Here is a 23,980-nt window from a genome sequence, read left to right as displayed (position 1 = left end):
GGTCAGAGGGCAATCAAATATGCTCACTTCGCGTTCCTTTGCGCTTTCGCGGCAGCAATCGCGTGAGCGGTCTGTTTGACCCTTGTTAGCCACAACGGCGACTAACGAGCCACGTTTCTCCCGCCTCATCGACTGAACATGAAACGGGTCAGACGAGCATGTGACCCGGTGCGCGGGTCGGCCAATCCAGCTGGAAAATGTGTCGCGAAGACCCGGAAGTCTTCGCAAGGAAAGACTGGGGCCGGGCTTACGTTCAGAATGGCCGATGCAGACTCGAACGGCATGCTTGAACACGGCGCTACACGATATCGGCTGAAATCTTCAGGGCAGGAAGAACATGAATGGCATTCCGCCGCCTTCCGGCTTGTTGCTTGCGCTGGCCTCAGGTCTTGCGGGTCTTGCAGGAGCAGCCTCCCTCTCCCTTCGTTCAAGTCTTGCGGACGGGGCCTGACGGACCTTGCGCTTCTCGCATTCATCGTCGCCATTCAGAAAGTAACCCGCAGCGCAGGTAATCTTGACACAGCGATCGCCGTCACGCTTGAGGCCGGATCCGCAAATCAAAGGACAAACCCGCGCCGGCTTGAGCTTGATCGCATCGAGCGCATCGGCGCTCGCCATCTTGGTATCGAACTTGGTGCCGGCGCTTTGATTGAACAGCTCAAGCGAGCGCCGCGACGCCGCATCCCACTCCCCACTGGCCGATCCCGTGAGGCAACCGACCCGGCGCAATTCGGTTTGCACCGATTTTGCCAGCTCAGCCGGCGAAGGTGGCGGCACGGGAGCCTGTGGATTGGGGAGCGCTGCCACTTTTGTGTCCGTGTTTGCCTTCGCCTCTTGCGGCTGCCCTGTTGCTGATGGTGCAGCGTTCTTCGCGGCAGGTGCCGTTTCAGCCGCGACACGCCTTTGTTCGGCTTGAGCAGCCTGATGCTGCGCGGTTTCCTTGGCGGCCTCGGCGGCGGCCCGAGCTTCCTGCGCTGCCTTCAGATCCGACGCCGCCTTGGCAAGTTGCATCTGTTGTGCGCCCTCGTTGACGAGCCGCGCCTGCTCCTGCTCGGCCTGACGCGCCTTTTCGGCCGCAGCAACACGCTTCTCCTCCGCATCGATTTTGGCGAGCTGAAGCTTTGCGAGACTTGCGTAGTAACCATCCGGATATTGGACGATGAAGAAGTTCAGTGCATCCTTGTTGCCAACCTGCAGCGCGAGCTCGTAGTCGCGCCGTATTTCGGATCGCAGCGTTGGCGATGGAGCAGCTTCCTTCGCGGCCTCCTTGGCTGGTTCTCCGGCTGGTTCCCTGGTTGGCTCCTTGGCTGTTTCCTTGGCTGTTTCCTTGGCGGGCACCAGCGGCACGTCGTCGCCGCCAAGCGTGCCGTAAACATAGGGCTCCTGCCGATTGCCCGTCGCTTTCATGACGTCGTCGCGAACGAAGCCGAACACTCTGCGCAAATCCAGACCCGGAGTCCCGATATATTTGACCAATGCGGCAGCGTAGGGACTGTTCTTGCTGTTGCCGTCCGACGCTGTCGAGCCAGCCTTGGCGGCGAAGGCAACCAGAGTATTCGCCGTCGCCGGCTCAATTCGGGCAAGGCCCCGGCTGATGGACCGCGAGCCGACCGTCCGTTTCATCTTTTCGGAGAAAGGATTGTTGCGGCAAGCGTCGAGGATCACAAGTCGCAGCTGCCTTGCCGGTTCAATGGCCAGCATGACGCGATCGAGCGAAAACGCCTCATCGTACACATCCGTATCGCGCTCGAGGGTGGCGTCGACCGGGATCAGATAGTTCGTACCTTCGATCTCCATACCATGACCGGCGTAGTAGATGACGGCCACATCTGCGTCGCGAGCCTGATCGGCAAAATCGCGCAGCGTGCGCCGCATCTCGATCGCCTGAAGATCCCGGCGGGTTTGCACAACGTCAAAACCTGCGTTCTTTAGTGTCGCCTCGACAATCGCAGCGTCATTGACGGGATTCGAAAGTGGCGCCGCGTTTTTGTAGGCAGAATTGCCAATGACAAGTGCGACGCGATTCCCCGCCCATGCCGGCTGACAGAAGAAGAGCAGCAGCACAGGAAGAAGGAACAAGATTCGGCGCAAATTCACGAATCCGTGCAAACCCATGGCAGTACTACTGTTTAATTATGCGCTTTATCATTCGTGTCGCCACGACAGGTTCGGTTCAATGACAACTCGACGATCCGGAAGGTCCGCGGAATGTGGAACCGCACGGGACCGGTTGGTGTGGCCGCGCCCGGAGATGTGGCCAGCCAATTGACCTCTCCAGGGGCCTGGCGTCTAGTGAGGCAGATTTTGAGCGAGCGAGATCACTGCTGTGACTGACGCGAAGGTCGGCCAGGAGGGGACAGCCAGGAACCGGATCGCCGGCGGCGTCAATCCCTGGCTGGACTGGACCTCCAGGGTGGCCATCGTGATCGTCTATGGCGGGTCTGCTCTCATTGGCGCCGCCAGCATCCATCGCCTTCCGTTGGGCAGCGTGGACAACTTGCTGATGATCGCAGCCAGTATTGCCAACGTCCTGTTCCTCGGACTCGTTGCACTGACAACCATGACCCGGCTGGTCCCGACAATGAAGTCGATGGGCGTTGAGATGCGGGTCTCGGCCTTGCTGGGCGCATTTCCGACCGTCGCACTCGCTTTTCTTCCGAAGGCAGAGCTCGGCCCGATCTGGTCGGCTCTGTCCACGACGTTGATCCTGGTGGGGATCTCGCTTTCTATCGTGGTACTCCGCTGGTTGGGCAAATCCTTCAGCATTCTACCGGAGGCGAGGCGCCTTGTGACGGAAGGGCCTTATCGAGTCGTCCGGCATCCCCTCTACCTATGTGAGGGGATTGCGTTGGTCGGTGTCACACTTCAGGTCCTTTCACCACTTGCCGTGCTCATCGCCATCGTAGTTGCGATGATTCAGTGCCGACGAATGATCAACGAAGAGCGGATTCTAAGACTGGCCTTCCCTGAATATGACGTCTATGCCGCGGCAACGCCCTTTCTGATCCCTGCAGGTCTGATCCCCGCGAGACTCGGGCGGCGAGCTCATCAGGCCGGACCGGAGCTCTCGACCAAGGCGATCGATCCGCAGGCCTGACACCGCGCTTCACGTCTCCTCGATGTGCGGCTCAGCGGAACTCGAGTTTGAACCAAGCCGGAGGCCTTGTGCCGCGCTGCCACGAGCAGCCTCCAGAAAAATAACCGTTTTATATCAATATCTTATGTTGTGATCGCGCCCTCAGCAGAGCACTGGCGGGCGCCTATCATCCACATGAATCGGCGGACAGCGCCCGGCGCAATATCTTCCATGCCTTTTGAACGCGTCCGCATTTCGCAACAACACATAGGAATGGATCGGGCTCGAGTTTGGTACTGTATGCAGATAGGCAGCCGCCGGTAGCGTACGAATTCAAAAGTCATTTCTTATGCGGCCATCTTCGCGACGTCACCATTCTACGGGCATAGGTTGGGTGTTCGCCATGAGAGTGTACAGGCACCTTCGAGTTTTGCTTCTTCTCGCCGCTTCGCTGTTCCTGGCCTGTCAGCCAGCCTGGGCGACAAAGCGCGTGGCTTTGGTGGTCGGCAATGCCAACTATCAAAACGCCCCTCTGCTCCCAAACCCGGCCAACGACGCTGCGGCCATCACCGCAACCTTGAAGGGGGCAGGTTTCGATGTGGTTGACTCAAGACTTAACCTCGCCGCGACCGATATGCGGCGGGCCTTGAGAGAATTCGCCGATCAGGCCCGCAATGCCGACATAGCCCTGGTGTACTACGCTGGCCACGGTATCGAGATCGACGGGACAAACTATCTGATCCCGACCGACGCCAGACTCGAACGTGACACGGACATCTATGACGAAGCATTCTCGCTCGACCGCGTCCTGCTGGCGATTGAGCCTGCGAGGCAACTACGCGTGGTGATCGTCGACGCGTGCCGCAACAATCCGTTTGCCGACTCGATGAAACGTACAGTTGCCTCGCGATCGATCAGCCGCGGACTGGCCAGGGTCGAGCCCACCGTCTCCAACACGCTGATCGCGTTTGCCGCGAAAGCGGGACTGACCGCACTCGATGGCAACAGCCAGAATAGTCCGTACGCGACGGCTCTCGTGAAGTACATCGCAAAGCCGGGGCTCGACTTGCGAAGGGCTTTCGGCTTCGTCCGCGACGATGTCTTGCAAGCCACGGGCAACCGACAGGAGCCCTATGTCTACGGCTCGCTCGGCGGCGAAGACGTTGCGCTTGTTCCGGCTACCAAGGCCGAGGAGCCGGTACAGGCGGCCAACCCCCAGTCGGAAATTCGACGTGATTACGAATTGGCCTTGCAGCTCCGCAACAAGCCTGCTCTGAACGCGTTCCTGACCCAACATCCGGACGGATACTACTCAAATCTGGCCAAGCTGCAGCTCAATCAGCTCGACGCCGAGGACGCACGTGTCGCGGCCACGGCGAAAGCGCAGGAGGCCGAGCAGCAGCGAGCTCGCCTGATGTCCCAGGGCGCCCAGCGTGCCGACCAGGAGAAGGCGGCCGCGGAGCTGAAGGCTGCGGAAGAGGCCCGGATTGCGGCCGAGAAGACGAAGCAAGCGGCGCAGGAGCAAGCCGCCGAGGCGGAACGGAAACGTATTGCGTCCGAATCTACAATCGTCGCTGCACTCTCCGGGAATAAGCCGGCTGTTGAGAGTACCGTCGCGGATAACCCAGCGGCCGCTACGCCCGCTGAGGACAGCAAGACGCCCAAGCTTGCCGCGCTGAGCGACGAGCCGCGCCAGACCGATATCGCAAAGGCCGATCTCTCCAAGTCCGTAGATATCGCCAAGTCTGTACAAGGCGAATTGAGCCGCGTCGGCTGCTTCACCGGCGCCGTCAATGGCCAATGGAATGCGGCCTCACAGCGCTCGTTGGCTCTCTTCAACCAGCACGCGGGAACCAAATTCGACGCCAAGCTCGCAAGTCTCGACGCGCTTGACGCAATCAAGCTCAAGCCGTCCCGGGTCTGTCCCCTGATCTGTGATCATGGCTACAAGGCCGACGGTGACCAGTGCAGCAGGATCACCTGTGCCGAGGGTTCGTTCCTCAACGACGACAATGAATGCGAGAAGCGACGCGGGAAGAAACCGGTCGCAAAGCGCAACACGGACGAGCGTCCGTCACGTGCGGATCGTTCGGCCCGCGAGAGGCCGGCGCCGGCAGCCGACGTTCCGCGGCGACAAGCAACTGCGAGGTCCGGCGGCGGCGGTGGTCAGGTCGTTTGCGATCAATCTCTGTGCCGTCAGGTCCGTAGTGGCTGCCACCTCGAATACCGTGGCGGCGGCGGCCCCGGGGGCAACGTGGGTAATGTCGAGTCCTGCAACTAGCAACGCGCAAGGCTGCCACGGCGTCATGGAAGGCCAGGAGGCCGCGCGGATCTTGGTGTCGAGAAGGTGTGACGGGCGGCAGAGCTTAACACTGGGTCATCCAGGTCCGTGCCTGGATTGGCCGAAGCGGAGCGACCTGCGTGGTTGCGTGTGAGCTTGAGCAAAAGGACGCCAACGCCTTTCCCGGGGTGACGCTCTTCACGAAGCGGCAGGCCCCCGGCATGAAGCCGACGGCGGTTTATCTTCCGCCAAAGCACCCAACAGCTGCCACCAAGTTCGATGTCGTGATCTGGCTTCACGGCTTCTATGTCAAAAACCATGAATTCCTCTTCCACAGCGATCCAGCGCGGCTGCGCGAACAGGTCCGGGATTCCGGCAAGGACGTAGTGCTTATCGCGCCGTTCCTGGGCTACGAATATGCCGTTGGCGACACCTTTGCCGGAAACTACAGCGTGTCTGACCTGGCAACCGCGAACTGGGGCGAACGCTATCTCGAGGAGATCCTTGGAGCTCTTGCCAGGTTCCTGGGTCTCTCCTCGACGTCCATTCCTCAGCTCCAGATCGGCAAGCTCATCATCGCATGCCACTCCGGCGGTGGTAACGGCATGCGCAACCTCGTCGGGAGCCTTGGAAAGTATCAGGGCAAGCTGACGGCCTGTTGGGGATTTGACTGCCTCTACGGTGCCAATGCGCGGCCCGATGATGCGACCTTCTGGTACCAATGGTTGTCCGGACAGAGCGGCCGGGCGCTCGAGATCGTGTATGGTCCATCAACTCTGCCGCAATCGGTGAAGCTGGACCTGATCGGGCGTGGGCTGGCGACGACCGATGGCAATCAAACTCAGCCTCAGCGCCCTGCCCTCAAGAACCTCAGCGTAAGCTTGGGTCATTACGATCTATTCCCGGCATTTGGCCAGATGGTCAGGGTCAACGATCTTGACCCGGCTTTCGTGGATCGCTTCATGATACCGCAGGTCGCGGACCAGCCGCGGCATAAGCCAGCGCCGCAGCGCGGGGAATTCCTCCAGCACGCAATTTCCAACGTTCGCAGCGCTTTTCCCTTTCCAAAGGACATTCATTACATGATCGCCCGGGGTGGCTTCTTCAGCCGACTGAGCAAGCTATAACCCAAGCTTCACAGGGCTCACTTGATGGAATAGGATTTGACGTCGAACGACCAATTGTTCGTCACCAGCTTTCCGCTGCTGTTGTCCGGCACGCGCAGCTCGCTGGTCCAGGCCGATAGATAGCTCAATGCGTCGGCCTGACCTTCCAGCTTGCGGGGCATGTCCGGCAAATCGAGCAACTGCACGCGTCGCTCGCTCAGGATGGCGATCATCACTGCGGACCCTGTTGGCGGTGCGACGACGTATTCAAAACCACGCTGTCGCGCCGCCGGGGCAGGAACAACAAATTCGACACCCGGCTTGACGAGATTGATGTCGCGTTCGTTCGACTGCGCCAATAGCTCGGGGGTCGGAAAGATCTGGGACATCCGCCCTTCCGCGTCGACGTCGACCAAAATGAGATATCCAGTCTTCCTGGCTGTAACGCCGAACGAGACCTTGCCGCCGACGTTGACGGTCTGGCTCGGCAGGATCTGAAGGGACACACTCGCGGTATTGGTCTGCCCGCGCACCGCTTGTACCGGCCAAAGCCAACGTGCGTACGTCGTGCCGACATGCAACGACGCCGTCGGCAATGGTGCTGCGGGCGCAGCTCCGCTACCCGCCAGTAGCAGCAGGAATGCGAGCCATGGTCGCGCCTGGCGGATCGGCCGAGATGACGGCATGGCCTGCTCCCCTAAGAGTCAGGGGGCACTGAAGAAGCCGATCGAGGCGATTCGCGCGTCTGCGGGCAAGTAACGCTCGAGACTCTTGATCACTTGCCCCGAGGCGCGACGCCGGTTGAACTGCATTAGGGCTGTCTCAAGATCTACCATGCGTTGCTGCGAGGTCACCGCAACGATCTGTTCCGCACCGAACGGCTCGCCGACCCTGAGCGGTAAGCGCAAACTCGCCGATCGGGCCAGCGCCGCATCAGAACCCACCGGATACAACAATTGGATGGTGCCATCGCCAGACACATTGAACAGCAGCACCGCCCTTGACGCCACATCAGACAGGTCAACTTCGACAGTCTGGCCAGCACGCTGTTGGCGATCGTCTGGCCAGATGCGCATGATCTGCGGCGACCGGGTCGCAATGCGTTTCAGTTCACGAATTGCCGCTGTCCGATCGACTACCGTCGGCAAGTTCGCAACGTCGATCCCGTAGGCGACCACGTCGCCCCACGCGATCACGTCGTGCGACACGGGATCCCAGATCAGGTCGGGATTGTCCGTCGGTTGAACCGCCTGCACGGGAACATCCTTTGGCTTCACGCTTGCAAAATAGCTTGTCTTGCCGTCGAGCGCCGCCAGCCGGATTGGTGCAGCGAGGCGGAGAGGCTCCGGCGCGTCGCCGGTCGGAAGTTCCTTGGTCGCCGCCGCGGCAAGGGTCGGAGTGGTTGGTGCCTTGGCCGTGACAGCCGGTGGCGCGGGCGCCTGTCCCTCGACGGCCCCCCCGGATCCGGCCGGACCAGAGGCAGCTCTCGCGGCCGGCCCCTGAATCAGCACGACACCGCGCGTCAATTCGAAGGCGACGTCGGTATCCGGCGTCTGAGGCGGCGATGATATGGTCACGATGTTCTGGCGCTGGTCCGAGAGCTGATAGACCACCTGTCGAACATTGCTGAAGAGCTCCTTGAGCGTCACCTTCCCATCGTGATTGATGTCTGCGCTCCCCTCCACCGCCCGCGCGACCGCATAGCTGAGAGCCCCGCGCAAGCCATCGATGCCAGGGATGCGGACTTCCGGCGCCTTGGTGTAGCGGTCCACCGCAGCCAGGAACGCCGTGTGGTCAAGATCGAGTTCTGACTTCGGATCGTTGCTGTCCGACACCGGCTTCAGTTCGTCGACCAGCAACGTGTAACGCGGGACCTGCCGGAAGCTCATCTCAGCGGCACGCGGATCGATATCGCGCACCATACCGCCACCGTGGCAGGTATCAGCCACGAAGATCACCCTCGCCCCGCGCAGCTCGAACTGCCGGATGAAATGGTTGAACTCACTGCCTAGAACACGTTCAACCGACCCGGTTGGCGTAGTTTCAAAGCCTGGCAGCAAGAACACGTTTTCCATTCCGTCCGGCTCCGAGCCCTTGACGCGCTCCGGTTCCTGGGTGCCATGACCGGCGATCGACAGAAAGATGAGGTCGTTGCTCTTGGTCCGCTCCACCAGTGCACTGATCTCGCGCAGGACGCTTGCCCTGTCGGCCTGGGCGTTCGTCAGTACGACGACGTCGCCAACCCCCATGCCTTTCAAGCTGGTCACGATGTCAGTGGCGTCAGCGACCGCGCCCTTCAATTTCCGCACGTGCTGATAATCATCGATCCCGATCACGAGCGCGCGCACCGCCGCCCCGTCCGGATTGCTGATCGACAGTCCTCCTGCCGCATATGCGTGAGGGGTTATCAGCCCGATCAACGCAGCGAGCCCGATGGTGGCGCATAGCTGCCTGATCCCGCAATAAAATCCTCTGGGCATCCGCATCGTGATCCACCTCGACATCATGCCTACCCGTTTTGTAGCTCTGGCGACACACCGGGTTCAGCGCCTTTTGCTTGCCGTTTTGCGGCCCGCCGGCGATTGTTCGGTCTCCTGATAGGCGCTCGCTGAAACTGCCGTCTGATCGTCCGCGAAGGCTCGAAAGCGGACCGGAACGTAGCCGCGCGAAAGCAGGCTCGCCAACGGGTAGACGTTGCGGCAGACGCGGCCGTTGCAGCCGCCGGTCGAGGATTCCATCACCTCGGCCTTGCGATCAGGCGTGAACCGCAGGAACAACATCACGTGCGAGCCCGGCTTGTTCAGCGCATCGCCCGGCCTCAGGTCCCAGGGATTTGCCACGGGGGCTGCGATCGCGGGGATAGCGGCAGTCGTGTAGTGGACGGACAGCCCCCACGCGGCGCTGACGAAGGCCGAACAGTCGACGCCAGCCACATCCGGCCGTGGCGCATTGCGAGTGCACACATTGCCAGCCAGCGTTCCGCTCTCGATCCGCTGCCGGAAGTTCGCGAGCGAACCGTGGCAGCCCCAGCAATAGGGTACGCCGCGGACCTCCTGATTCACCTTTCCCTGCAGATACCACGGCCGACGAACACGGCTGAAGCCGCTGCATTGGCTGTCGGGATCGTTGCCGTAATTCGCCTGCGTCAGCTTCCACTGGATGCCCTCGAACGCAAACGCTGTCTCGATCGCCTGCTGGCGATTGGACGGTCTCACGGCGGCCGACGCGTCAAATTTGACGCCGGATTGCGGTGCCGGCGCGGCTGCCGTTCGCGACGGCCGCACGTCGATAATCGAAGCGTTGGTCAGAGGCCTGAAGCCCACGCCGACCACTTCAATACCGTCCGGTTTGGTCCGCAGGAAATAGACATCGCCATCGCCCGAAACCGTTACGAATCGCCGGGTCAGCGGCGTGTTTTCCAAAGGAAGCTCATAGATTCCTTCGAGACGGCCGTTCGCGGCATAGCGTGCGACGAACGTAGAGGCATTCTTTCCCGATGGCGGGACGTCCTCCGCCAACACATAGAAGCGGTCACTGTTGTCAATCTCGAGAAACTCTACCGTGCCGAGCTGGTTGCGCACCCGCAGGCCGAGCTGGCCGATCGTCTCGTTGGTGACCATGGTCTGGATTTCGACCCGTACGCTGGCATTGCCCTTGTCCGGAATGATGTCGGCGATCACCGAGCCCTTGCTTCGAGTAGCAACATATTGCCGGTCGGGCTGCCGCGTCGTCTTGATGATGGCCGCGCGGGTGTTCTGGTCGAGCAGGTCGGTCGCGCTGCCTGGCGCCTGTGATCCCATCTGGGCAAAAGCGGAGACGGCGACCTGGTCGTCCGTGCCGCGGCTCGAGACCTCTTCAAGCTGGATCACATCACCACCGAGGCCGCGCGTGGATTGCCCCGGCGCCGCCTTCAGCGTCCGTACGCCGCCGTCCCAAACCATGATGTCGTCGTTGTGGACGACGAGATCCGTCGGCTGGACGTCTTTCGGCATATTGAGGACGTCAGGATCCGAGCTCGGCTGTTTCGGATCAAATTGGAGGATGCGACCGTTGATCTGATCGAGCACAAACAGGTTGCCCTGCCCATCGGCGCTGAGTGCTTGCGGTCCCGCGAGTTCCACGTCCTCGCTGGCCGGGACGATGCCGACCATGGAAGCAGCCGAACCGCCGGCAAAGCTGCGTACAACGGTATCGTCGGCGTACGCCTTGGTTCCAAGAATGCCAGCGCCAACAATGAAGACCCAGATCCAATGATTTGGACGAAGCATGTTCGCCTCAATGTACCCCGAACCGATCGCCGCGTCGGATCGACTAATCCGAGATGCCGTTGATGCGGCGCGTCAATTAGTGGTGAGCAATCTCAATCACGTTCAATCTATCACTGGACGGTGATAGTCCGAATGTCTTCAGCTTGCGGTGCAAAACATGGCCCGGAATAGATTTGAGCAGGTGAGCGAAGTCCAGCCCGACGCGATCACGCTTGTCCTGAAACGCGACAATGACGGCATCTCCGGATCGATCGTGCTGCCGGCCGCCGCGAGCGGGGGACGGCTGACCACCGACCAGGTCAGCGCGCAGTTGCCGGCTCAGGATGCTTTTCGCGGCGCGATCCGGCTGGCAAACGACGTAAAGCTCGCGCTCGTAGTGTGCGATCCAGACGGGGTCTGGAAGTCCGAGTGGGGCGATCTTTATCAGCCGATCGATTGACCCGCATCGGATGGAACCAGCATATGCTGCGACGCCGCATCGAGACTAGCTTGTCGAACGGACCCTCCCCCCGACCATCGTTCCGGATACGGGCCTTGATGGTCGCGCTGCTGGTTGCGACGGGCTGGCCGGCACGCGCCAACGACTCGGCTGCGGAATTGTCGATCGGCGGGCTCCAGTTCGTGCGCACCAATGACGTGGCCATGGAGAGCGAGAACCTTCGTATCGCGCTCGACAGGATTAGCGTTCGCTACCAATTCGCCAACGTCACCGCCAGGCCGGTCACGCTTACCGTTGCCTTTCCGCTGCCCGACATCGACCTGTCGGAGGCTGAGAACATCGCACTGCCGTCAAATGATCCGATCAACTTCGTCGACTTCGAGACCAAGGTCGATGGCAGCCCGGCGCCGCTGACCGTCGATCAGCGCGCCATGGTCGGCAACAGGGATGTCGGTGCCCTGCTCCGCGAACTCAAGTTGCCGCTGCTGCCGATTGGTAGCCGCGAGATCCGGGTGAACGACCTGCCCGAGGCGACCCGGGCCCGGCTCGTGGACGACGGACTTCTGATACCTGCGGGAAAGAGCGACAACGGCCGGCAGCAATATGCGCCGGGTTGGGTTATCAAGACCTCGGCCGTGCGCCAGCAGGTGTTTCCGCCCATGCGCACCGTCTTGGTCGAACACCAGTACCGGCCGAGCGTCGGCTCCAGTCCCGACACCATCCTGCGCTCGAGCCTCCGCCGCAGCGGCGCACTCGCTCAGGAAGTCGCCCGTTACCGGAAAGAGTACTGCGTCCAGGATACGTTCCTCGCCGAACTCGACAAGCGCGCGGGCAGTAACCAAACCAACAGCGCGAAGCTGCAGGAGCGGCGCATTTCGTATGTGCTCAAGACCGGCGCGAATTGGGCCGGGCCGATCCGCTCGTTCAAACTGACTATCGACCCAGGCGGCAGCGACCGCTTGGTGAGCTTCTGTCCCGGGCGGCTAAAGGCATCGTCTGCTACTGGAAACATGCTTGAATATACAGCAAGCGACTTCAAGCCGGATGCCGACCTGAAAATCCTGGTGATCGGAACATTCTGAGCGTGCCGGTCAATTGGTGAGCAGCACGTAGCGCGCGGCCGCGATGACGGTCACCTTGTTGCGCTGAGCCTCGCTTAGCGCCTGCAGAAAGAACGTGTCGGCAGCCATCGGTCGCGGCTGGCGCAATGAGTCCAGAACCTGCGGAACCGCCACGACCAACAGCAATTGCGGACCGCTCGCGCGCGCTGTCGGGAGCGTAAACGAAAGTGAGTCGATGCCCGGCTTCAGAAGGTAGGAGAGGCTCTGGACTTCGCCGCGATCTGACACCATGAGCAGCTCGACCACGCGGTTGGCAAAGTTCTCAATGGTCCCATTGAGGGTTTCGCCGCCCTTCAGCTCTGTCGCTGACAGGGTGATGCGTGGCATTCGCGCCTGATCGCTCCCGACCTGACTCAAGAACTTGACGGCAGGGCATTGCGCCTGGGTCACTTGCCTGACGCCGACCGAAGCTTCGAAACCCTGCTCACGCCGAAACGCTTTGTCGAAGGTGTCGAATGGGGCGGTCGAGGCACCGAACCCTTCGATGACAGCCGCATTTGGGCTCACAGCAATCGGCAAGACAAAGAAGCAGTCACCGCCAGAATATTGGGCCACGTATTTGCGGATGCGCTCAGCTCGCCCCGGCCCATCGAGCGCCGGAGACGGCGTTGCCGTCGGCTGCGCGGACAACTTCTCTGTCTCTTGGCGTCCGGGCTGTGGTCCAGCGGGCTCGACCTTCGGCGGCACCATTGTTCCAGCGAGTTTCGGAGGTGGCGGCAAAACCGCTGTGCCGGGCGCTGACCAGACCAGCTTGTAGAAGGCATATCCGCCACCGCCGACCAGCAGCAACAATGCCGCCACGCCCGCCCCCAGCCAGAGGCCGCGCGCGCTCCGCGCGGTCGACGGCATCCTGTCCTGCGACGCCGGCGCCGCGCTTTCCGGCCGCCGTAGCGGATCGAAGCCATATAACGGCGCGGCCGGTGTCTGGGCCGAACCGGTTGGCGTCCAGTTGGCGACCTCCCCCATGGTCGGGCGCAATGCCGGATCAGGCTGCAGCATCCGCTCCAGCAAAGGCCGGATTCGCATATCCACCGCACCGAGATCGGGCATACGCCGTCGCTTCTCCACCAGTTGAAACTGGCTGCCGCCCATGTCGAGTTTCTGCCCGGTCAGCGCATGGAACAGCACAAGACCGAAGCTGTAGACATCGGATTTCGCAGTCACGTCATTGCCGTACAACCCAACCTGTTCCGGCGATGCGTAATTGTCCTTGCCGGCGAAGCCCGAGCCGATGATGGTCTTGTCACCCATCTGGGTCGACCGCGCGATGCCGAAGTCGATGATCTTGGCCCGCCTGACGTCGTCGAGCGGAACGATGATGTTGTCCGGAGAAACGTCACGATGGATGATGCCGTGCTCATGGGCGGCCTCCAGTCCCGATGCGACGCGCTGCATCAGCCTGATCAGCGCCTCGAAGGCCAACGGCCCATCATCGAGCATGTTAGAGAGCGAGCGGCCATTCACGAATTCCATCGCGAGATAAGGTCGCTGCAGCACCGGCTCCACGGTAAACAGGAAGTAGCGAACGATCGCGTCATGCGGAAGATTGTGGAGTGCCGCGGCCTCTCGACGGAACAGCGCGAGCGCCGCCTCGTTGTCAACCATGTCGGGCAGCAGCATTTTCACCGCAACAGGCGATCCAGTCTGGATCTCACGGCATTTGTACACCTCACCCATGCCGCCCGCGCCGATCACCGCTTCGATCTCGTAAATGCCGTTGAGACGCGTGCCGGGCGGCACGCCGTGATAGGACGATCGGAACGGATCGTTCGGGGTCATGGTTGCGGCTCCCGATTGAGCGGAGATCTTGTCGCCTCCTGAGATCGTGGCGTCAGCAGTCGCACGATCACAATCGTCACGTTGTCGAGCCCGCCACGATCAAGAGCCAGCGCGAGCATGTCATCGCAAGCCGCCTGGGCGCGTCGCGTAGCCGCGTGCTGCAGGATCTCGTCGTCCTGCACGTGCCTGGTCAGGCCATCGCTGCAGATCACGAAGATATCCTCCGGCTCGGCCGGGCCTGTCACCACCTCAAATTCCGGATCATCGGCGACACCGACGGCACGAGTAATGGCATTGCTCGGCCAATCATTCACGTCTTCGCGCGAAAGCGCACCTTCGGCGATCAGTTCCTCCAGTTCGCTGTGATCATGCGACACTTGGCTAATTGCGCCACGACTGATCAGGTAGACCCGGCTGTCACCCGCCCATATGCAGGCATAGTAGCTATCGCGAACGAGCAGAACCGCCGCTGTGGTCCCGACGGTGGCCCCCTGTCGTTCATGACTTAGCGCCAGTATCTGCTGGTTTGCGCTGAACAGCCGTTCCTCGCATTCCGCCAGCAGGTCTGCGGCTGATTCTGGCGTGCCGATCGCGTCAAGCGACTGCACGACAATGCGACTGGCGAGATCGCCGGCCTCGTGACCACCCATACCGTCGGCGACCGCCCAAAGGCCGACGTCGGTTCGTACCAAACATGAATCCTCGTTCCGCTCCCGCACCCGTCCGGCATGGGTGACGCTACCAACATCGAACAAGGATGGAATATGCACCATCGCGTGTCATCCATTCCCGGATGCCGCGTGGCCGAGATCACCGGTCAGCAGCGTGATGTAGTGAAACGGATCTGGTAATCCGCGGCAACTCAGCGCCATTGGCGGAAAGCCTTCCCCTCCGGCGGTCCACCAGAAGCTGGCCGCGGCGTAGACCTGTGGGTTGGCGGCGCAAAGTGCTGCAAACGACCCCGCGAAGGCGTCGACCGCCGAAGCCCTTCCCATTGTCGCACTACCAAGCGACGTGATCGCCGGACCGCCGGCGATGGTCTCCTGCAGTCGTGGCACCGCAAGCTGATCCAATGCATCGGAGATCTGCTCGAAGGTTGCCGCCCGATCCAGGGTCGAAAGCATGAACGCCTCCACTTGCCCGAACCATTCGTCCTGCGGATCAATGCTCGGCGGCGGCAGCGAGACGGCCTCGCCGGTCACCGCATGCAGGGTCAAGGGATAGTATCGCCCCACCCCGTCGAGCGAGGGCATGATCGCACCCGCCACTGTCGTGCCGCAGATCGCGGCGCCGAGCCAAAACCGCCAGACCGGAGCGGTCAGAAAGGCCTGCTGCCATCCTGGGCCAAGCTGGTGGCGACTTGCTGACAGCGCGGCCTGTACCCACGGCTCCCAGGCTTCCAGGAAGCTGCGCGGGGTCGCGATCGCGATGAAATCGCGCTTGGCGCCGATCTTGCCGAATAGCCCGCAACGCATGGTCATATCCCGGTCGGGCAACGAAACTCGCGCAGCACTGACAGATTCAGCGGGTTGCGCAACGACCCAGTCGAAATTTGATAGTTGAGCTCGCGCCCCGCGACGATGAAAGTCGCGCTGGCCGTTTCCGCTTTCACAACCAATGAGCCCGCCTCTAGCATCCGAAATAACGACCAGGGACCAATGCGCTCGAGCACGGATGGCGCGCCGGTGTCGTTACTAACTGAAATTGCCGTTCGCGGCGCTGGGCCCGGCCATAGGACGGTCGTTGGCGAGTTGCTCTGAGGCGGTGGTGGTGGCGGTGGCGTCGGTTGCGGACCGCCGAACAAGGACGACGTGGCCGGTCCGGGAATGGTTGGGCTCGCAATCGTGGTGCCGCCGATCTCGGTCTTAACGGTCACGCCTGGCCCCGGTGCCCCAGGAGGCCGGATCGCGAAAGAAACGGCGGGCACACCGCCGCCCGTCTGGAAGAACGCATCCCGGATATAAGCCGCATTCTGGAATTGTTTGAGCGTGTCGGGCGAGAACGACCGACCAACGGGGCTCTCCTTGCGCCAAGCCCAGTCCGACCGCGACGTGTCGGCATAAGGTGCCAGGTACTGGGTGAAGAACTTGTCCATAACGCCGTTCGGACTGAACAATTTGGCAAAATCCGCCAGCGGGACTTCCTGGCCGCTGCTGCGGACAAACGGGTAGCGGTTGGTCACGGTCTGTTGGCAGACCGGCGTGACCTGATCGCGCAACGTTTGCAGGATTTGCCCAGCGGTTGAAGCCGCGATGCTGCCTTCGAACTCCGCGGCTGCAGCGCGCAGCATGTCGGAGAATGGCGGCGGCATGCGCGAGGCATTGTTGCGGAGCGCTGCGACCTGGGTCTGAAGCGCAGCCGTGGCCTGTGCTGTCAGTTGGGGATTCTCGATGATCAACGTCAGGTTCTGCGCGATGTCGTTCAGGTTCGCGACGGTCGAGTCGATCGGCCGGCGGGTGCTCTCGCCTTCGAGCGCCGCGTGGTAAGGTTTGAACTGTGCCTCGATCGTCGCGCCAGGCGGTCCATCCTGGGCATTCGTGAAGAGTGCCGGCGCCGGTGCGGCAGCTGGCGCCGAAGCGTTCGCCGGCTTCGCCCGTTCCTTGGTCAGCACCGTCTCATCGCGCACCGATTCCAGAATTTGCCGCATCGGCGAGGTCGGCGCCGAAAGCGCCCGCAGCACCTCGTATTTCGGCTTGTCGGCGAGCAGCTTCTTCAGGCGCAGGCTCCCGAGCGCCGTTCGCCAGGTCGTCACGAAATCGTTGGAATAGATGTTGAGCAGATCGCCGGCCAGATTGTCGTACTGCTGGTCGATGGCCGACTGCTGGCCTGCATCACCCAAAACCCATCGCTCCCGCTTCATCCGCTCAGACAATCCGGACAGCCGGGCGACGAACTTCTGATGGAAGCCGTTATACGTGAAGAACTCAGGTACCCGCACCGCGTCCAAAGGCTGCCCCGTCGTGGTTTCGAACACGACACCCATGTCGGGTCCGCCATGGCGGCTAGCGATCCAGTCGCCAGCGGTCGATGCGCGAGCCTCCGATTTCAGAAACTCGTAGGCACGTTGCGACACGCTCAGGCGCGCCAAGGAGCTCTGGGCCTGCTTGATCAACCGGCCGTCGAGTTCGACCAGCGGCTGCTGCTCGGTCTCGAGGTCGAACATTGCCACGAGGTTCTCGTCGAGCAGACGCCGCCCTTCCGCGTTGGTGGCGCCAGGATAGAGGTTGTCCGCCCAGTCACGTTGCATCCAGGAGCGGATCAGCTCGCGGTCCGGCGACTGCAGGCCGCCGACCATCAGATAGACCTTGAGCGCCTCGTAGACGAAGGCAGGTTCGTTGATGCGCGCATTGAGCTGCTCCTCGAGGCGATACAGCAGGCGCGGCCGGAACATGCGCTCAAGCGCCGTATGATAGGCCGCCTTCGAGGGCGACAGCAGCCGGGCGTGCTGACTGAGCCCGTAGCGAGCCGACAGAGGCACCGACTCGCCGCGCGATCCGTAGCCTGCCGGGGCGTTGCGCAGCCGGTAGAGCAGCGGCAGCACCTTGTCGAGATCATGATCGGCAATCAGCGTCTGCTTGATAAGTGGTGCGCCGGCGGCCGCATACTCGCTATCCGCCTGCAGGCTTTGCTCGATCAAATCGGAGTTCCGCTTGTAGCTCATCAGCCAGGCTGCGATCAGTCCGATCGAGACCAGGCCGATCAATGACAGGGCCGCGGTTTTCAGGATCAGCGCGCGGCGCACCGCGGCACGGTCGGTCGAGACCCAGTCGGCCTCGCCGATGATGACCTTGGAAATCAGATCGGCGAGGAAGAAGCTCTTGCCCGTGCCCGAATAGGATCCGGAACCGACCTCCTCAGCGCCGAACGTACGTGCCAGCGACCCGATCAATTGGTCGATCGGCGTGCCCTGCTGCGTACCCGAGGTGAAGTAGAAACCGCGCAGGTTCGCGTTCACGTGATAGCGCGTCGGCTCGAAGATCTGGTTGAGGAAGTCGTGGATCTGGGGCTTGAGCCGCGCCATCTGTGCCGGAAAGCCGAACAATTGCACGCGGTGCTGGGGCGTCGGCTCGTCCTGCAGACGGTCGAGCGTCTCCTCGCTCAGGCGCTCCAGCAGACGGTCGAACTCGACCGGGATCTGCCCCACCAGATTCTGGGTCTTGTCTGCGGTCTGGAACGTGGCACCCCAGACCTGGCGGCGGCCGGCCTCGCCGAGATAGGCGAAATACTCGGTGAAGCCGGCAACGAGATCGGCTTTGGTAAATAGCGCGTAGACCGGGAAGCTGACCTTGAGCCTCTGATGCAACTCGAGCAGGCGCATCCTAATGGCATCGGCGTGAAGTGCGAGTTCCTGCTTCGGCAGCGTCAGGATGTCTTCGATACTGATGGCGACAAGGACGCCGTTGATCGGCTGGCGCGACCGGCTTTTCTTCAGGATGTCCAGGAACGCCAGCCAGCTATCCTTGTCGGCCTTGCTGTTGGAGTCCTGGGTCGTGTAGCGGCCGGCGGTATCGATCAGCACCGCCTCCTCGGTGAACCACCAATCGCAGTAGCGCGTACCGCCGACCCCCGCGATCGCTGCGGGCGTCGCCCCGCGCGCGAGCGGAAATTTGAGCCCGGAATTGACCAGCGCCGTGGTCTTGCCGGCTCCGGGCGGACCGATGATGACGTACCACGGCAGATCGTAGAGATAGCCCGACTTGTTGCCGCTGGCGGTCTTCAGCGTCGCGAGCGCATCCTTCATGCGCTCCTTGAGCACCGGTTCATCGCTGACGGGCTGGTCCGCACCAGCGATGCCATCGGCAATCTCCTTGGCACTCTTGCGCCGCTTGAACAGATTGAGGCCAACAATGCCTGCCACGACCGTGGTGAGCAGCAGAATAGCGATCTGCCGGACGATATGGTTCTCCAGCGGCCGCCAGTCGCCGAACGCGATGAAGGGACCGGCGAGATAGATCACCGCTCCGAGCGAGCTGAGCCCTACTCCGTAGAGAACGATGCGAAGAATGTCCTTGGCAAGCATCTAACCGTACCTGTCGCAAACCACCTGACCCGGCGGTATCTGCCTATTCGCTGCGTTCGATAAAGATCTCGACGCGCCGGTTCTTGGCGCGTCCCTCGGGTGTCGTGTTGCTACCGATTGGCGCATCTGCTCCTTTGCCCTCGACGTCGACGCGCGAACCATCGGTCAAGCCAGGCTTCAGTGCCGCGGCAACCGCCTTGGCGCGCTCGACCGACAACTCGAAATTTGTCGGGAAGCGGACTGTGCGGATCGGCGAACTGTCGGTATGGCCAACGACCCGGATCCGTCCCGGCTCCTTGTCGAGGGTTGCCGCGACGCGGAGTGCGATCGGCTTGAAGCCGTCGAGGATGGTCGCCTGGCCCGACGCGAACAACGCCAGGTCGCAGACCCTGATCACGATGAAGCTCGGGGTCTGGTCCGCCGTCATGGCACAGGCGGTGTTCTCCTTCGCGAGCGCGTTGCGGATGCGTTGCAACTGGGTGATGCGATCCGGTGGCGGCGGAGGTGGCGGCGGCGGCGGCGGTGCAACGATCTGGCGCTTGAGCTCGATCGGGCCGGCCGGATGGAGCGCGAGCGCCACCTCGGCAGCATTCTCTGCCCGGCCAGCGAGGAGCGTCCGCAGGACGAAGTAGGACCCGGTCAGCAGCGCGGCCACGACAGCCGCGACGAGCCAGACCGGAACGCGCAGACGCTGCCGGCGCCCCGCCAGCGCTTGCCCGCGCCAGTTGGGCGACAGGTCGCTCATCGTCTTCGGCCGGACCCGGCGCAGCAATTCATAGAGGTTACGCTGGATCAGCTGCAGGTTCGCAAGTCCGCCCCCTGACGTCCGGTGAATGCCCTGAAAACCAAGCGCAAGGCAGGCGTGCTGAAGTTCGAGGACCGGATAGTTGACCAGTGGATCAACCTTCAAATGGTCGAGAATCTCAAAGAAACGGACGCCGCCGACACGCTCGCCGAAGAACCGGCTCAGCATCGAATATTGCGTCCAGACGTGGCGCTCCTCGGTCGGGATGTGCTGCACGATATCGTCGGCAGTGGCACACAGGATGTATTTCGCTGTGTTGGCCTGGTGCTCGGATATGCCCGCGGAACGGATGTCCTTCTCGAAGAACTTGATCGCGTCTGCAACCTGCTCCATCAAACTCGCGAATGACGCGCGCATGAGCGCCACCCGCAACCGACCAAGCAGCTGCAGCAACGGGCCCGCAGCGCGCATCACTGGATTGGCATTTGGCGCGACGAGATCGTCGACGCGCAACGGCGGTCCCGGCGGTAGCATGGGCTGCTGCGCCTGGGCTGGCGCGGGTGTCGATATCCATTCCTCAGCGGGATGGCTGGCCGGCGCGGAGGCGTAGTTCGAGCCCTGCGGGACAGGAGAAAATGATGACGGTGGCGCCGGCGCGCCGGGAGAGGGTACCGGTGATGGCGAATAGCCTGGACGTGCCGCAGGGCCCTCGCCCGGCGGAGGCTGAGAGGTCGGCGCCGGCGGCAACTTCCCGCCGGGGTTGGGACGGATGATCGTCCGTTCGCCCCGACCGAAAGGATTGACCGGCTTGTCCCTGTCGCTCATGGCCTGTCTTCCAGGATGGCCCAAAGATACAGCTCAAGCTCCGGCCAGTCGCCGGAGAAATGCATTCCGATCGAGGCCGCCGTGCTGAACTCGGGCCACAGCGGCGACTTGCGGTCGAGATAGAAATAGACGTGATCCGTGATGGCCCGGATGTGCGGCGGCGGCGTCGGCAAATGCGCCAAGGTCAGGCCCGGCAGGTTTGCGTGCACGATCTCGTTCATCTTGGTGTTCGGCCCGACCTTGAACAGGTGCGGGAAATCGTTCTGGATCTCCACGAGCGGCCGCCGTGCGGCAACCTCCAGCACCAGGGTCGCGTTTCGGAATAGCGCGCGATCGCGGATCGGCGACACGAACGCATTCTGTGCGCGCTCGATGATCTCCAGGCGGATTGCCCGCCGGCCCAATCGCGCGCTCAAGAAGTCCTGGATGTCGCTCACCAAGGGTGTGAAGACGTTCTCGAGATCGTCGTGATCGTAAGCCGGATAGTTGCGCGCCCGCCGTTCCGCCGTAGAAAATGTCGCAAGTTCGCCCGCGAATCTCAGCAATTCCTCGTACAGGCGCTCGGGGTGCACGCTGCCGGAGCGCTGGAAATGAGTCAGGACGGGAATGGTACGGTTCAGCACTTGCAGGACCAGATAGTCGACACTCTGCAACCCACCGCCGGATGACGGATCGACCGCGTAACGCGCCAGCTCGTCGAGTTTCGTCTCAACCCAGCCGATGATGCGGTTGAGCCAGCCATCGATGATCGGATGCGCGGCGCAGATCAGCATCGGCGGCACGAATTTATCGTCGAACAGGATGTTCTTGTCGCGCACCTCGAGAATGCGCGCGATGCCGAGGCCCATGTATCCGGGCTTGCTGCTCTTGCGCAGTTCGAACGACAAGCGCGGATAAGCGATGTCGATCTCTTCCTCGATGCGTAGCGCAGAGGTCGAGTCAATGAAGGTTTCCGAACTACGAACATAACGACTGGCGCTGTCGGTGCGATCCTCGTCGACCTCGCGGGTGTTTGGCGCCGCGACCGGCATCATCAGCCAGACGACCTGGCCTGCCGCCGTCTCCGGCACATCGATCGCTTCGGGAATTTGGCTGTCCGCAGGGATATCGAACGGCGTACCGTCCGGCATGACGCCGGACGCATTGCGCACCGCGAACTTGCTCTGTTCGGTAAGATCCTTGTCGATCTCCAGCTGGGCAAAGCCCCACGGGTATGGTGTCGTGTAGCGAACGCGCTTTTCCAGCAAGTGTTCGATGTAGCGGTCGTTCTGCTGCAGATGATGCGGCCGCAGAAACAGACCTTCCGACCAGAAAACTTTGCTGTACCAAGACATTCCTACATCCACTTAGAAATTGTCGGCAGCCGCGTGGTCGCCGATAGTTTACTTTGAACCGGGCTTGTCACCGCGGTCGTAATAGTTCGAGAAATGCAACATAAAGGTTTCGATCGGCGCGCTGTTGTCGCGGCCGAGATGCGCCTTCCACCGCGTCAAGAACTCGTCCCAGAGTTTGCCCTTGTTCGTGCCGAGCCAGGAGCTTGCGCCACGCTGAAGCTCGAGCTCGCGGGCCATCAGCGTCGGATCTATGCCCGCAATCAGTTCATGGACAGCGTGCTGCATCGCCATATAGGTCTTCAACTGATGTGACTTGAGATCACTGAAGCCCTGCGCAAAGGCGCGCTGTGTGTCGAGGTAGCTGCGCGTCGGCGGCCCAAAGAGAATGCGCATCGCTTCTTCCGAGGTCGGCGAGAACTTCAGCGGATTATTTTCGAGGGCTTGGACGGTGGTTTGGCTAGTGCTACGGGTCAGCTGCTTGGCTTGGGTCCGCGCCTGCAGCAGCGCCATCAGATTATCCACGGTCATACGCAAGATGACGCCAAGCTGTTCGGCGAGTTCGGCATCGGACTTGCTGGCAAAGAAATTGTCCGGCAATCCTGCAGCGCGCGCCACCAGTCGCGCGAACTCGGGACCGCCGACTGGCTTGGCCGTGACAGGTCCCTCGTCTGCCGCTTGCGCCGGGCGCGATGGCGATGCTGGCGGCTGGGCAGCGGCTGGTTCATCATCAATCCATACCGACGGCCGGCGTGGGGTCGGCATGATGGGCGGGCGCTCGACTTGCGGTTTCGGCGCGTTGGCTGGACCGGCTGCCCAGTTCATGTCGTCGTCCTGCTCGGACGGTTGGTACGGAGACGCCGGCTGTGACCGTCGGAATGGGTCTACACCAGGTGCCGGGACGCTCGCCGCCCAATCCAGGAACCCCGGATTGACGGGCCGCGCAGCCTCGCGTGGCTTCTTCAGCAGTTGCGGATCGATCGGCGGCGGAATGTCACGATCGGCTGTCCAAAGCTCTCCGTAGTCGGCATGCTGCTGGACCGAGGGTTCGCGCAGTTGCGCCTCGTGGTTTGGGCTGCCCCCGCCAGTCTCATTCTCCAGCGAAACTCCGATGATGTAGTGGCCGATCGTGAGTCGGTCACCGTCGCGCAAGCGGTGCGGCCCCCGCATGCGCTGGTCGGCACCATTGAGAAAGGTGCCGTTGGTCGAAACGTCGTGCAGCCAATAGCCACCGTCGCGAAAGTGCACCTCGCAATGCTTTCCGGAAATCGTCCGCGCCGGATCCGGCAGCGTCCAGTCGAGGTGACGGTCCCGGCCAATATCGACTGAACGCCTGCCGGTGACCGTAAACGACACAGGTCCGCCATCCGGAAGGTTCGGTTCGTTCTCGATATTAAAGCGAAGCACCATCACATCGTCTCGTTAGCGCGGAGGGCGCGGTTCGCCGCGTGCCAATTGAATACCATCCTCTAGGCATGACGTCATTATCCGGTCCCGGGCGTCACGGGGGAGCCGGCAGAGGCCGATCAGCAGTGCTGCACGCACCGCCCGCGCGGCCTGATCTGGCTTAGCTTCCACGGGCGCAAATTCCGGGGGAACCACGCTTCCGCCGGACCAGCCGGCCGCCAGCGCCAGCCATGTCGCCGGCTGCTCGGGATCATTGGCATTGCCGACAGCCAGCGCCTTGTTCCGGGACTGCTCGTCCGGTTGCCGGACCCAGGTCTCCACAATATTGAGCGACCTGGTATCGCTGGCGTCGAAATGGTCGAACATCAGTCGCAGAGAGCGACATCCCCAGGCAACTGCTACGCGCCTGGGAAGCAGATAGGCACAGTAAGACACGGCCGGGTGCCAATTCCGCGCATCGGCGGCCTCCTGAAGGAAGTCCAGCGAAGGCTTGTCAGCGTCGGCTTTGCCGACATCATAACGCGCCAAGGGATAGGCCTGAAACAGATCCTGAACCGTACCGAACCGAACTTGTCCCATGAC

17 protein-coding genes are annotated in these 23,980 nt (G+C 62.1%); 5 read left to right on the top strand and 12 right to left on the bottom strand.

From position 1 onward, the window contains the following. Positions 1 to 321 precede the first annotated feature (321 nt). Positions 322 to 2,115, bottom strand: a complete 1,794-nt coding sequence (locus AB7G19_RS11515; RefSeq protein ID WP_354096553.1) for a caspase family protein — start codon at positions 2,113 to 2,115, stop codon at positions 322 to 324. A 211-nt stretch (positions 2,116 to 2,326) separates the two neighbouring features. On the opposite strand from AB7G19_RS11515, the gene AB7G19_RS11510 reads away from it, so the two are divergent. The 3 genes from AB7G19_RS11510 to AB7G19_RS11500 all read left to right on the top strand — a co-directional run bounded on the left by AB7G19_RS11510 (position 2,327) and on the right by AB7G19_RS11500 (position 6,484). Beyond that, positions 2,327 to 3,097 carry a methyltransferase family protein gene (locus AB7G19_RS11510; protein ID WP_354096554.1) on the top strand — a complete coding sequence of 257 codons (771 nt, stop codon included), beginning with the start codon at positions 2,327 to 2,329 and terminating at the stop codon, positions 3,095 to 3,097. A gap of 382 nt (positions 3,098 to 3,479) precedes the next feature. Continuing rightward, positions 3,480 to 5,357 (top strand): caspase family protein, encoded by a 1,878-nt coding sequence (locus tag AB7G19_RS11505; protein WP_231142830.1) that lies wholly within the window; start codon positions 3,480 to 3,482, stop codon positions 5,355 to 5,357. A gap of 140 nt (positions 5,358 to 5,497) precedes the next feature. After that, entirely contained in the window at positions 5,498 to 6,484 is a 987-nt protein-coding gene (locus tag AB7G19_RS11500; protein ID WP_063981828.1) for a hypothetical protein, read from the top strand. 17 nt (positions 6,485 to 6,501) lie between these two features. Here the strand turns inward: AB7G19_RS11500 and AB7G19_RS11495 are convergent, their stop codons facing one another. The 3 genes from AB7G19_RS11495 to AB7G19_RS11485 form a co-directional block, all read right to left on the bottom strand. Beyond that, the gene (locus tag AB7G19_RS11495) at positions 6,502 to 7,059 is read right to left on the bottom strand and encodes a DUF4384 domain-containing protein (RefSeq protein WP_224580845.1); all 558 of its coding nucleotides are present in this window, start codon (positions 7,057 to 7,059) and stop codon (positions 6,502 to 6,504) included. A gap of 108 nt (positions 7,060 to 7,167) precedes the next feature. After that, the gene (locus tag AB7G19_RS11490) at positions 7,168 to 8,949 is read right to left on the bottom strand and encodes a caspase family protein (protein ID WP_441267831.1); all 1,782 of its coding nucleotides are present in this window, start codon (positions 8,947 to 8,949) and stop codon (positions 7,168 to 7,170) included. Positions 8,950 to 9,006: 57 nt separating this feature from the next. Then, positions 9,007 to 10,731: a hypothetical protein gene (locus AB7G19_RS11485; protein WP_063981825.1), complete on the bottom strand. Its 1,725-nt coding sequence runs from the start codon at positions 10,729 to 10,731 to the stop codon at positions 9,007 to 9,009. 157 nt (positions 10,732 to 10,888) lie between these two features. Between AB7G19_RS11485 and AB7G19_RS11480 the strand changes: the two genes are divergently transcribed. Continuing rightward, entirely contained in the window at positions 10,889 to 11,170 is a 282-nt protein-coding gene (locus AB7G19_RS11480; RefSeq protein ID WP_028156828.1) for a hypothetical protein, read from the top strand. 98 nt (positions 11,171 to 11,268) lie between these two features. Continuing rightward, positions 11,269 to 12,252, top strand: coding sequence for a DUF4424 domain-containing protein (locus AB7G19_RS11475; RefSeq protein WP_063981824.1), 984 nt, complete (start codon positions 11,269 to 11,271; stop codon positions 12,250 to 12,252). Positions 12,253 to 12,261: 9 nt separating this feature from the next. On the opposite strand, the gene AB7G19_RS11470 is transcribed toward AB7G19_RS11475, so the two are convergent. The 8 genes from AB7G19_RS11470 to AB7G19_RS11435 are packed head-to-tail and all read right to left on the bottom strand — an operon-like array spanning position 12,262 to position 23,977. Next, positions 12,262 to 14,070, bottom strand: a complete 1,809-nt coding sequence (locus AB7G19_RS11470) for a serine/threonine-protein kinase (RefSeq protein WP_063981823.1) — start codon at positions 14,068 to 14,070, stop codon at positions 12,262 to 12,264. Then, positions 14,067 to 14,843: a PP2C family protein-serine/threonine phosphatase gene (locus tag AB7G19_RS11465; RefSeq protein ID WP_014493500.1), complete on the bottom strand. Its 777-nt coding sequence runs from the start codon at positions 14,841 to 14,843 to the stop codon at positions 14,067 to 14,069. Before AB7G19_RS11465 ends, AB7G19_RS11470 begins: the two co-directional genes overlap by 4 nt. 6 nt (positions 14,844 to 14,849) lie before the next feature. Further along, entirely contained in the window at positions 14,850 to 15,551 is a 702-nt protein-coding gene (tagF, locus tag AB7G19_RS11460) for a type VI secretion system-associated protein TagF (RefSeq protein ID WP_063981822.1), read from the bottom strand. Then, positions 15,548 to 19,090 carry a type VI secretion system membrane subunit TssM gene (gene tssM / locus AB7G19_RS11455; protein WP_063981821.1) on the bottom strand — a complete coding sequence of 1,181 codons (3,543 nt, stop codon included), beginning with the start codon at positions 19,088 to 19,090 and terminating at the stop codon, positions 15,548 to 15,550. The genes tagF and tssM overlap by 4 nt, the downstream gene beginning before the upstream one ends. Positions 19,091 to 19,133: 43 nt before the next feature. Next, positions 19,134 to 20,660, bottom strand: coding sequence for a type VI secretion system protein TssL, long form (tssL, locus tag AB7G19_RS11450; RefSeq protein WP_063981820.1), 1,527 nt, complete (start codon positions 20,658 to 20,660; stop codon positions 19,134 to 19,136). Beyond that, entirely contained in the window at positions 20,657 to 21,994 is a 1,338-nt protein-coding gene (tssK, locus tag AB7G19_RS11445; RefSeq protein ID WP_014493496.1) for a type VI secretion system baseplate subunit TssK, read from the bottom strand. The genes tssL and tssK overlap by 4 nt, the downstream gene beginning before the upstream one ends. A 48-nt stretch (positions 21,995 to 22,042) precedes the next feature. Continuing rightward, complete coding sequence (gene tagH, locus AB7G19_RS11440) at positions 22,043 to 23,401, bottom strand: type VI secretion system-associated FHA domain protein TagH (protein ID WP_441267830.1); 1,359 nt, start codon at positions 23,399 to 23,401, stop codon at positions 22,043 to 22,045. Between the two features lie 12 nt (positions 23,402 to 23,413). Further along, positions 23,414 to 23,977: a DUF6931 family protein gene (locus tag AB7G19_RS11435; protein WP_063981818.1), complete on the bottom strand. Its 564-nt coding sequence runs from the start codon at positions 23,975 to 23,977 to the stop codon at positions 23,414 to 23,416. Positions 23,978 to 23,980: the final 3 nt, after the last annotated feature.

The sequence above is a fragment of the Bradyrhizobium sp. 215_C5_N1_1 genome (assembly GCF_052075935.1).
Lineage (GTDB): Bacteria > Pseudomonadota > Alphaproteobacteria > Rhizobiales > Xanthobacteraceae > Bradyrhizobium > Bradyrhizobium barranii.
Note: the sequence above shows the minus strand (reverse complement) of the source record. Positions and strands in the feature narration are given on the sequence as shown.

Bases quoted from the DNA above. Each gene is read 5' to 3' on its own strand.
- AB7G19_RS11515 (WP_354096553.1), bottom strand. From the start codon at position 2,115: ATGGGTTTGCACGGATTCGTGAATTTGCGCCGAATCTTGTTCCTTCTT.
- AB7G19_RS11505 (WP_231142830.1), top strand. From the start codon at position 3,480: ATGAGAGTGTACAGGCACCTTCGAGTTTTGCTTCTTCTCGCCGCTTCG.
- AB7G19_RS11490 (WP_441267831.1), bottom strand. From the start codon at position 8,949: ATGCGGATGCCCAGAGGATTTTATTGCGGGATCAGGCAGCTATGCGCC.
- AB7G19_RS11485 (WP_063981825.1), bottom strand. From the start codon at position 10,731: ATGCTTCGTCCAAATCATTGGATCTGGGTCTTCATTGTTGGCGCTGGC.
- AB7G19_RS11480 (WP_028156828.1), top strand. From the start codon at position 10,889: ATGGCCCGGAATAGATTTGAGCAGGTGAGCGAAGTCCAGCCCGACGCG.
- AB7G19_RS11475 (WP_063981824.1), top strand. From the start codon at position 11,269: ATGGTCGCGCTGCTGGTTGCGACGGGCTGGCCGGCACGCGCCAACGAC.
- AB7G19_RS11470 (WP_063981823.1), bottom strand. From the start codon at position 14,070: ATGACCCCGAACGATCCGTTCCGATCGTCCTATCACGGCGTGCCGCCC.
- AB7G19_RS11465 (WP_014493500.1), bottom strand. From the start codon at position 14,843: ATGGTGCATATTCCATCCTTGTTCGATGTTGGTAGCGTCACCCATGCC.
- tagF (WP_063981822.1), bottom strand. From the start codon at position 15,551: ATGACCATGCGTTGCGGGCTATTCGGCAAGATCGGCGCCAAGCGCGAT.
- tssM (WP_063981821.1), bottom strand. From the start codon at position 19,090: ATGCTTGCCAAGGACATTCTTCGCATCGTTCTCTACGGAGTAGGGCTC.
- tssL (WP_063981820.1), bottom strand. From the start codon at position 20,660: ATGAGCGACAGGGACAAGCCGGTCAATCCTTTCGGTCGGGGCGAACGG.
- tssK (WP_014493496.1), bottom strand. From the start codon at position 21,994: ATGTCTTGGTACAGCAAAGTTTTCTGGTCGGAAGGTCTGTTTCTGCGG.
- tagH (WP_441267830.1), bottom strand. From the start codon at position 23,401: ATGGTGCTTCGCTTTAATATCGAGAACGAACCGAACCTTCCGGATGGC.
- AB7G19_RS11435 (WP_063981818.1), bottom strand. From the start codon at position 23,977: ATGGGACAAGTTCGGTTCGGTACGGTTCAGGATCTGTTTCAGGCCTAT.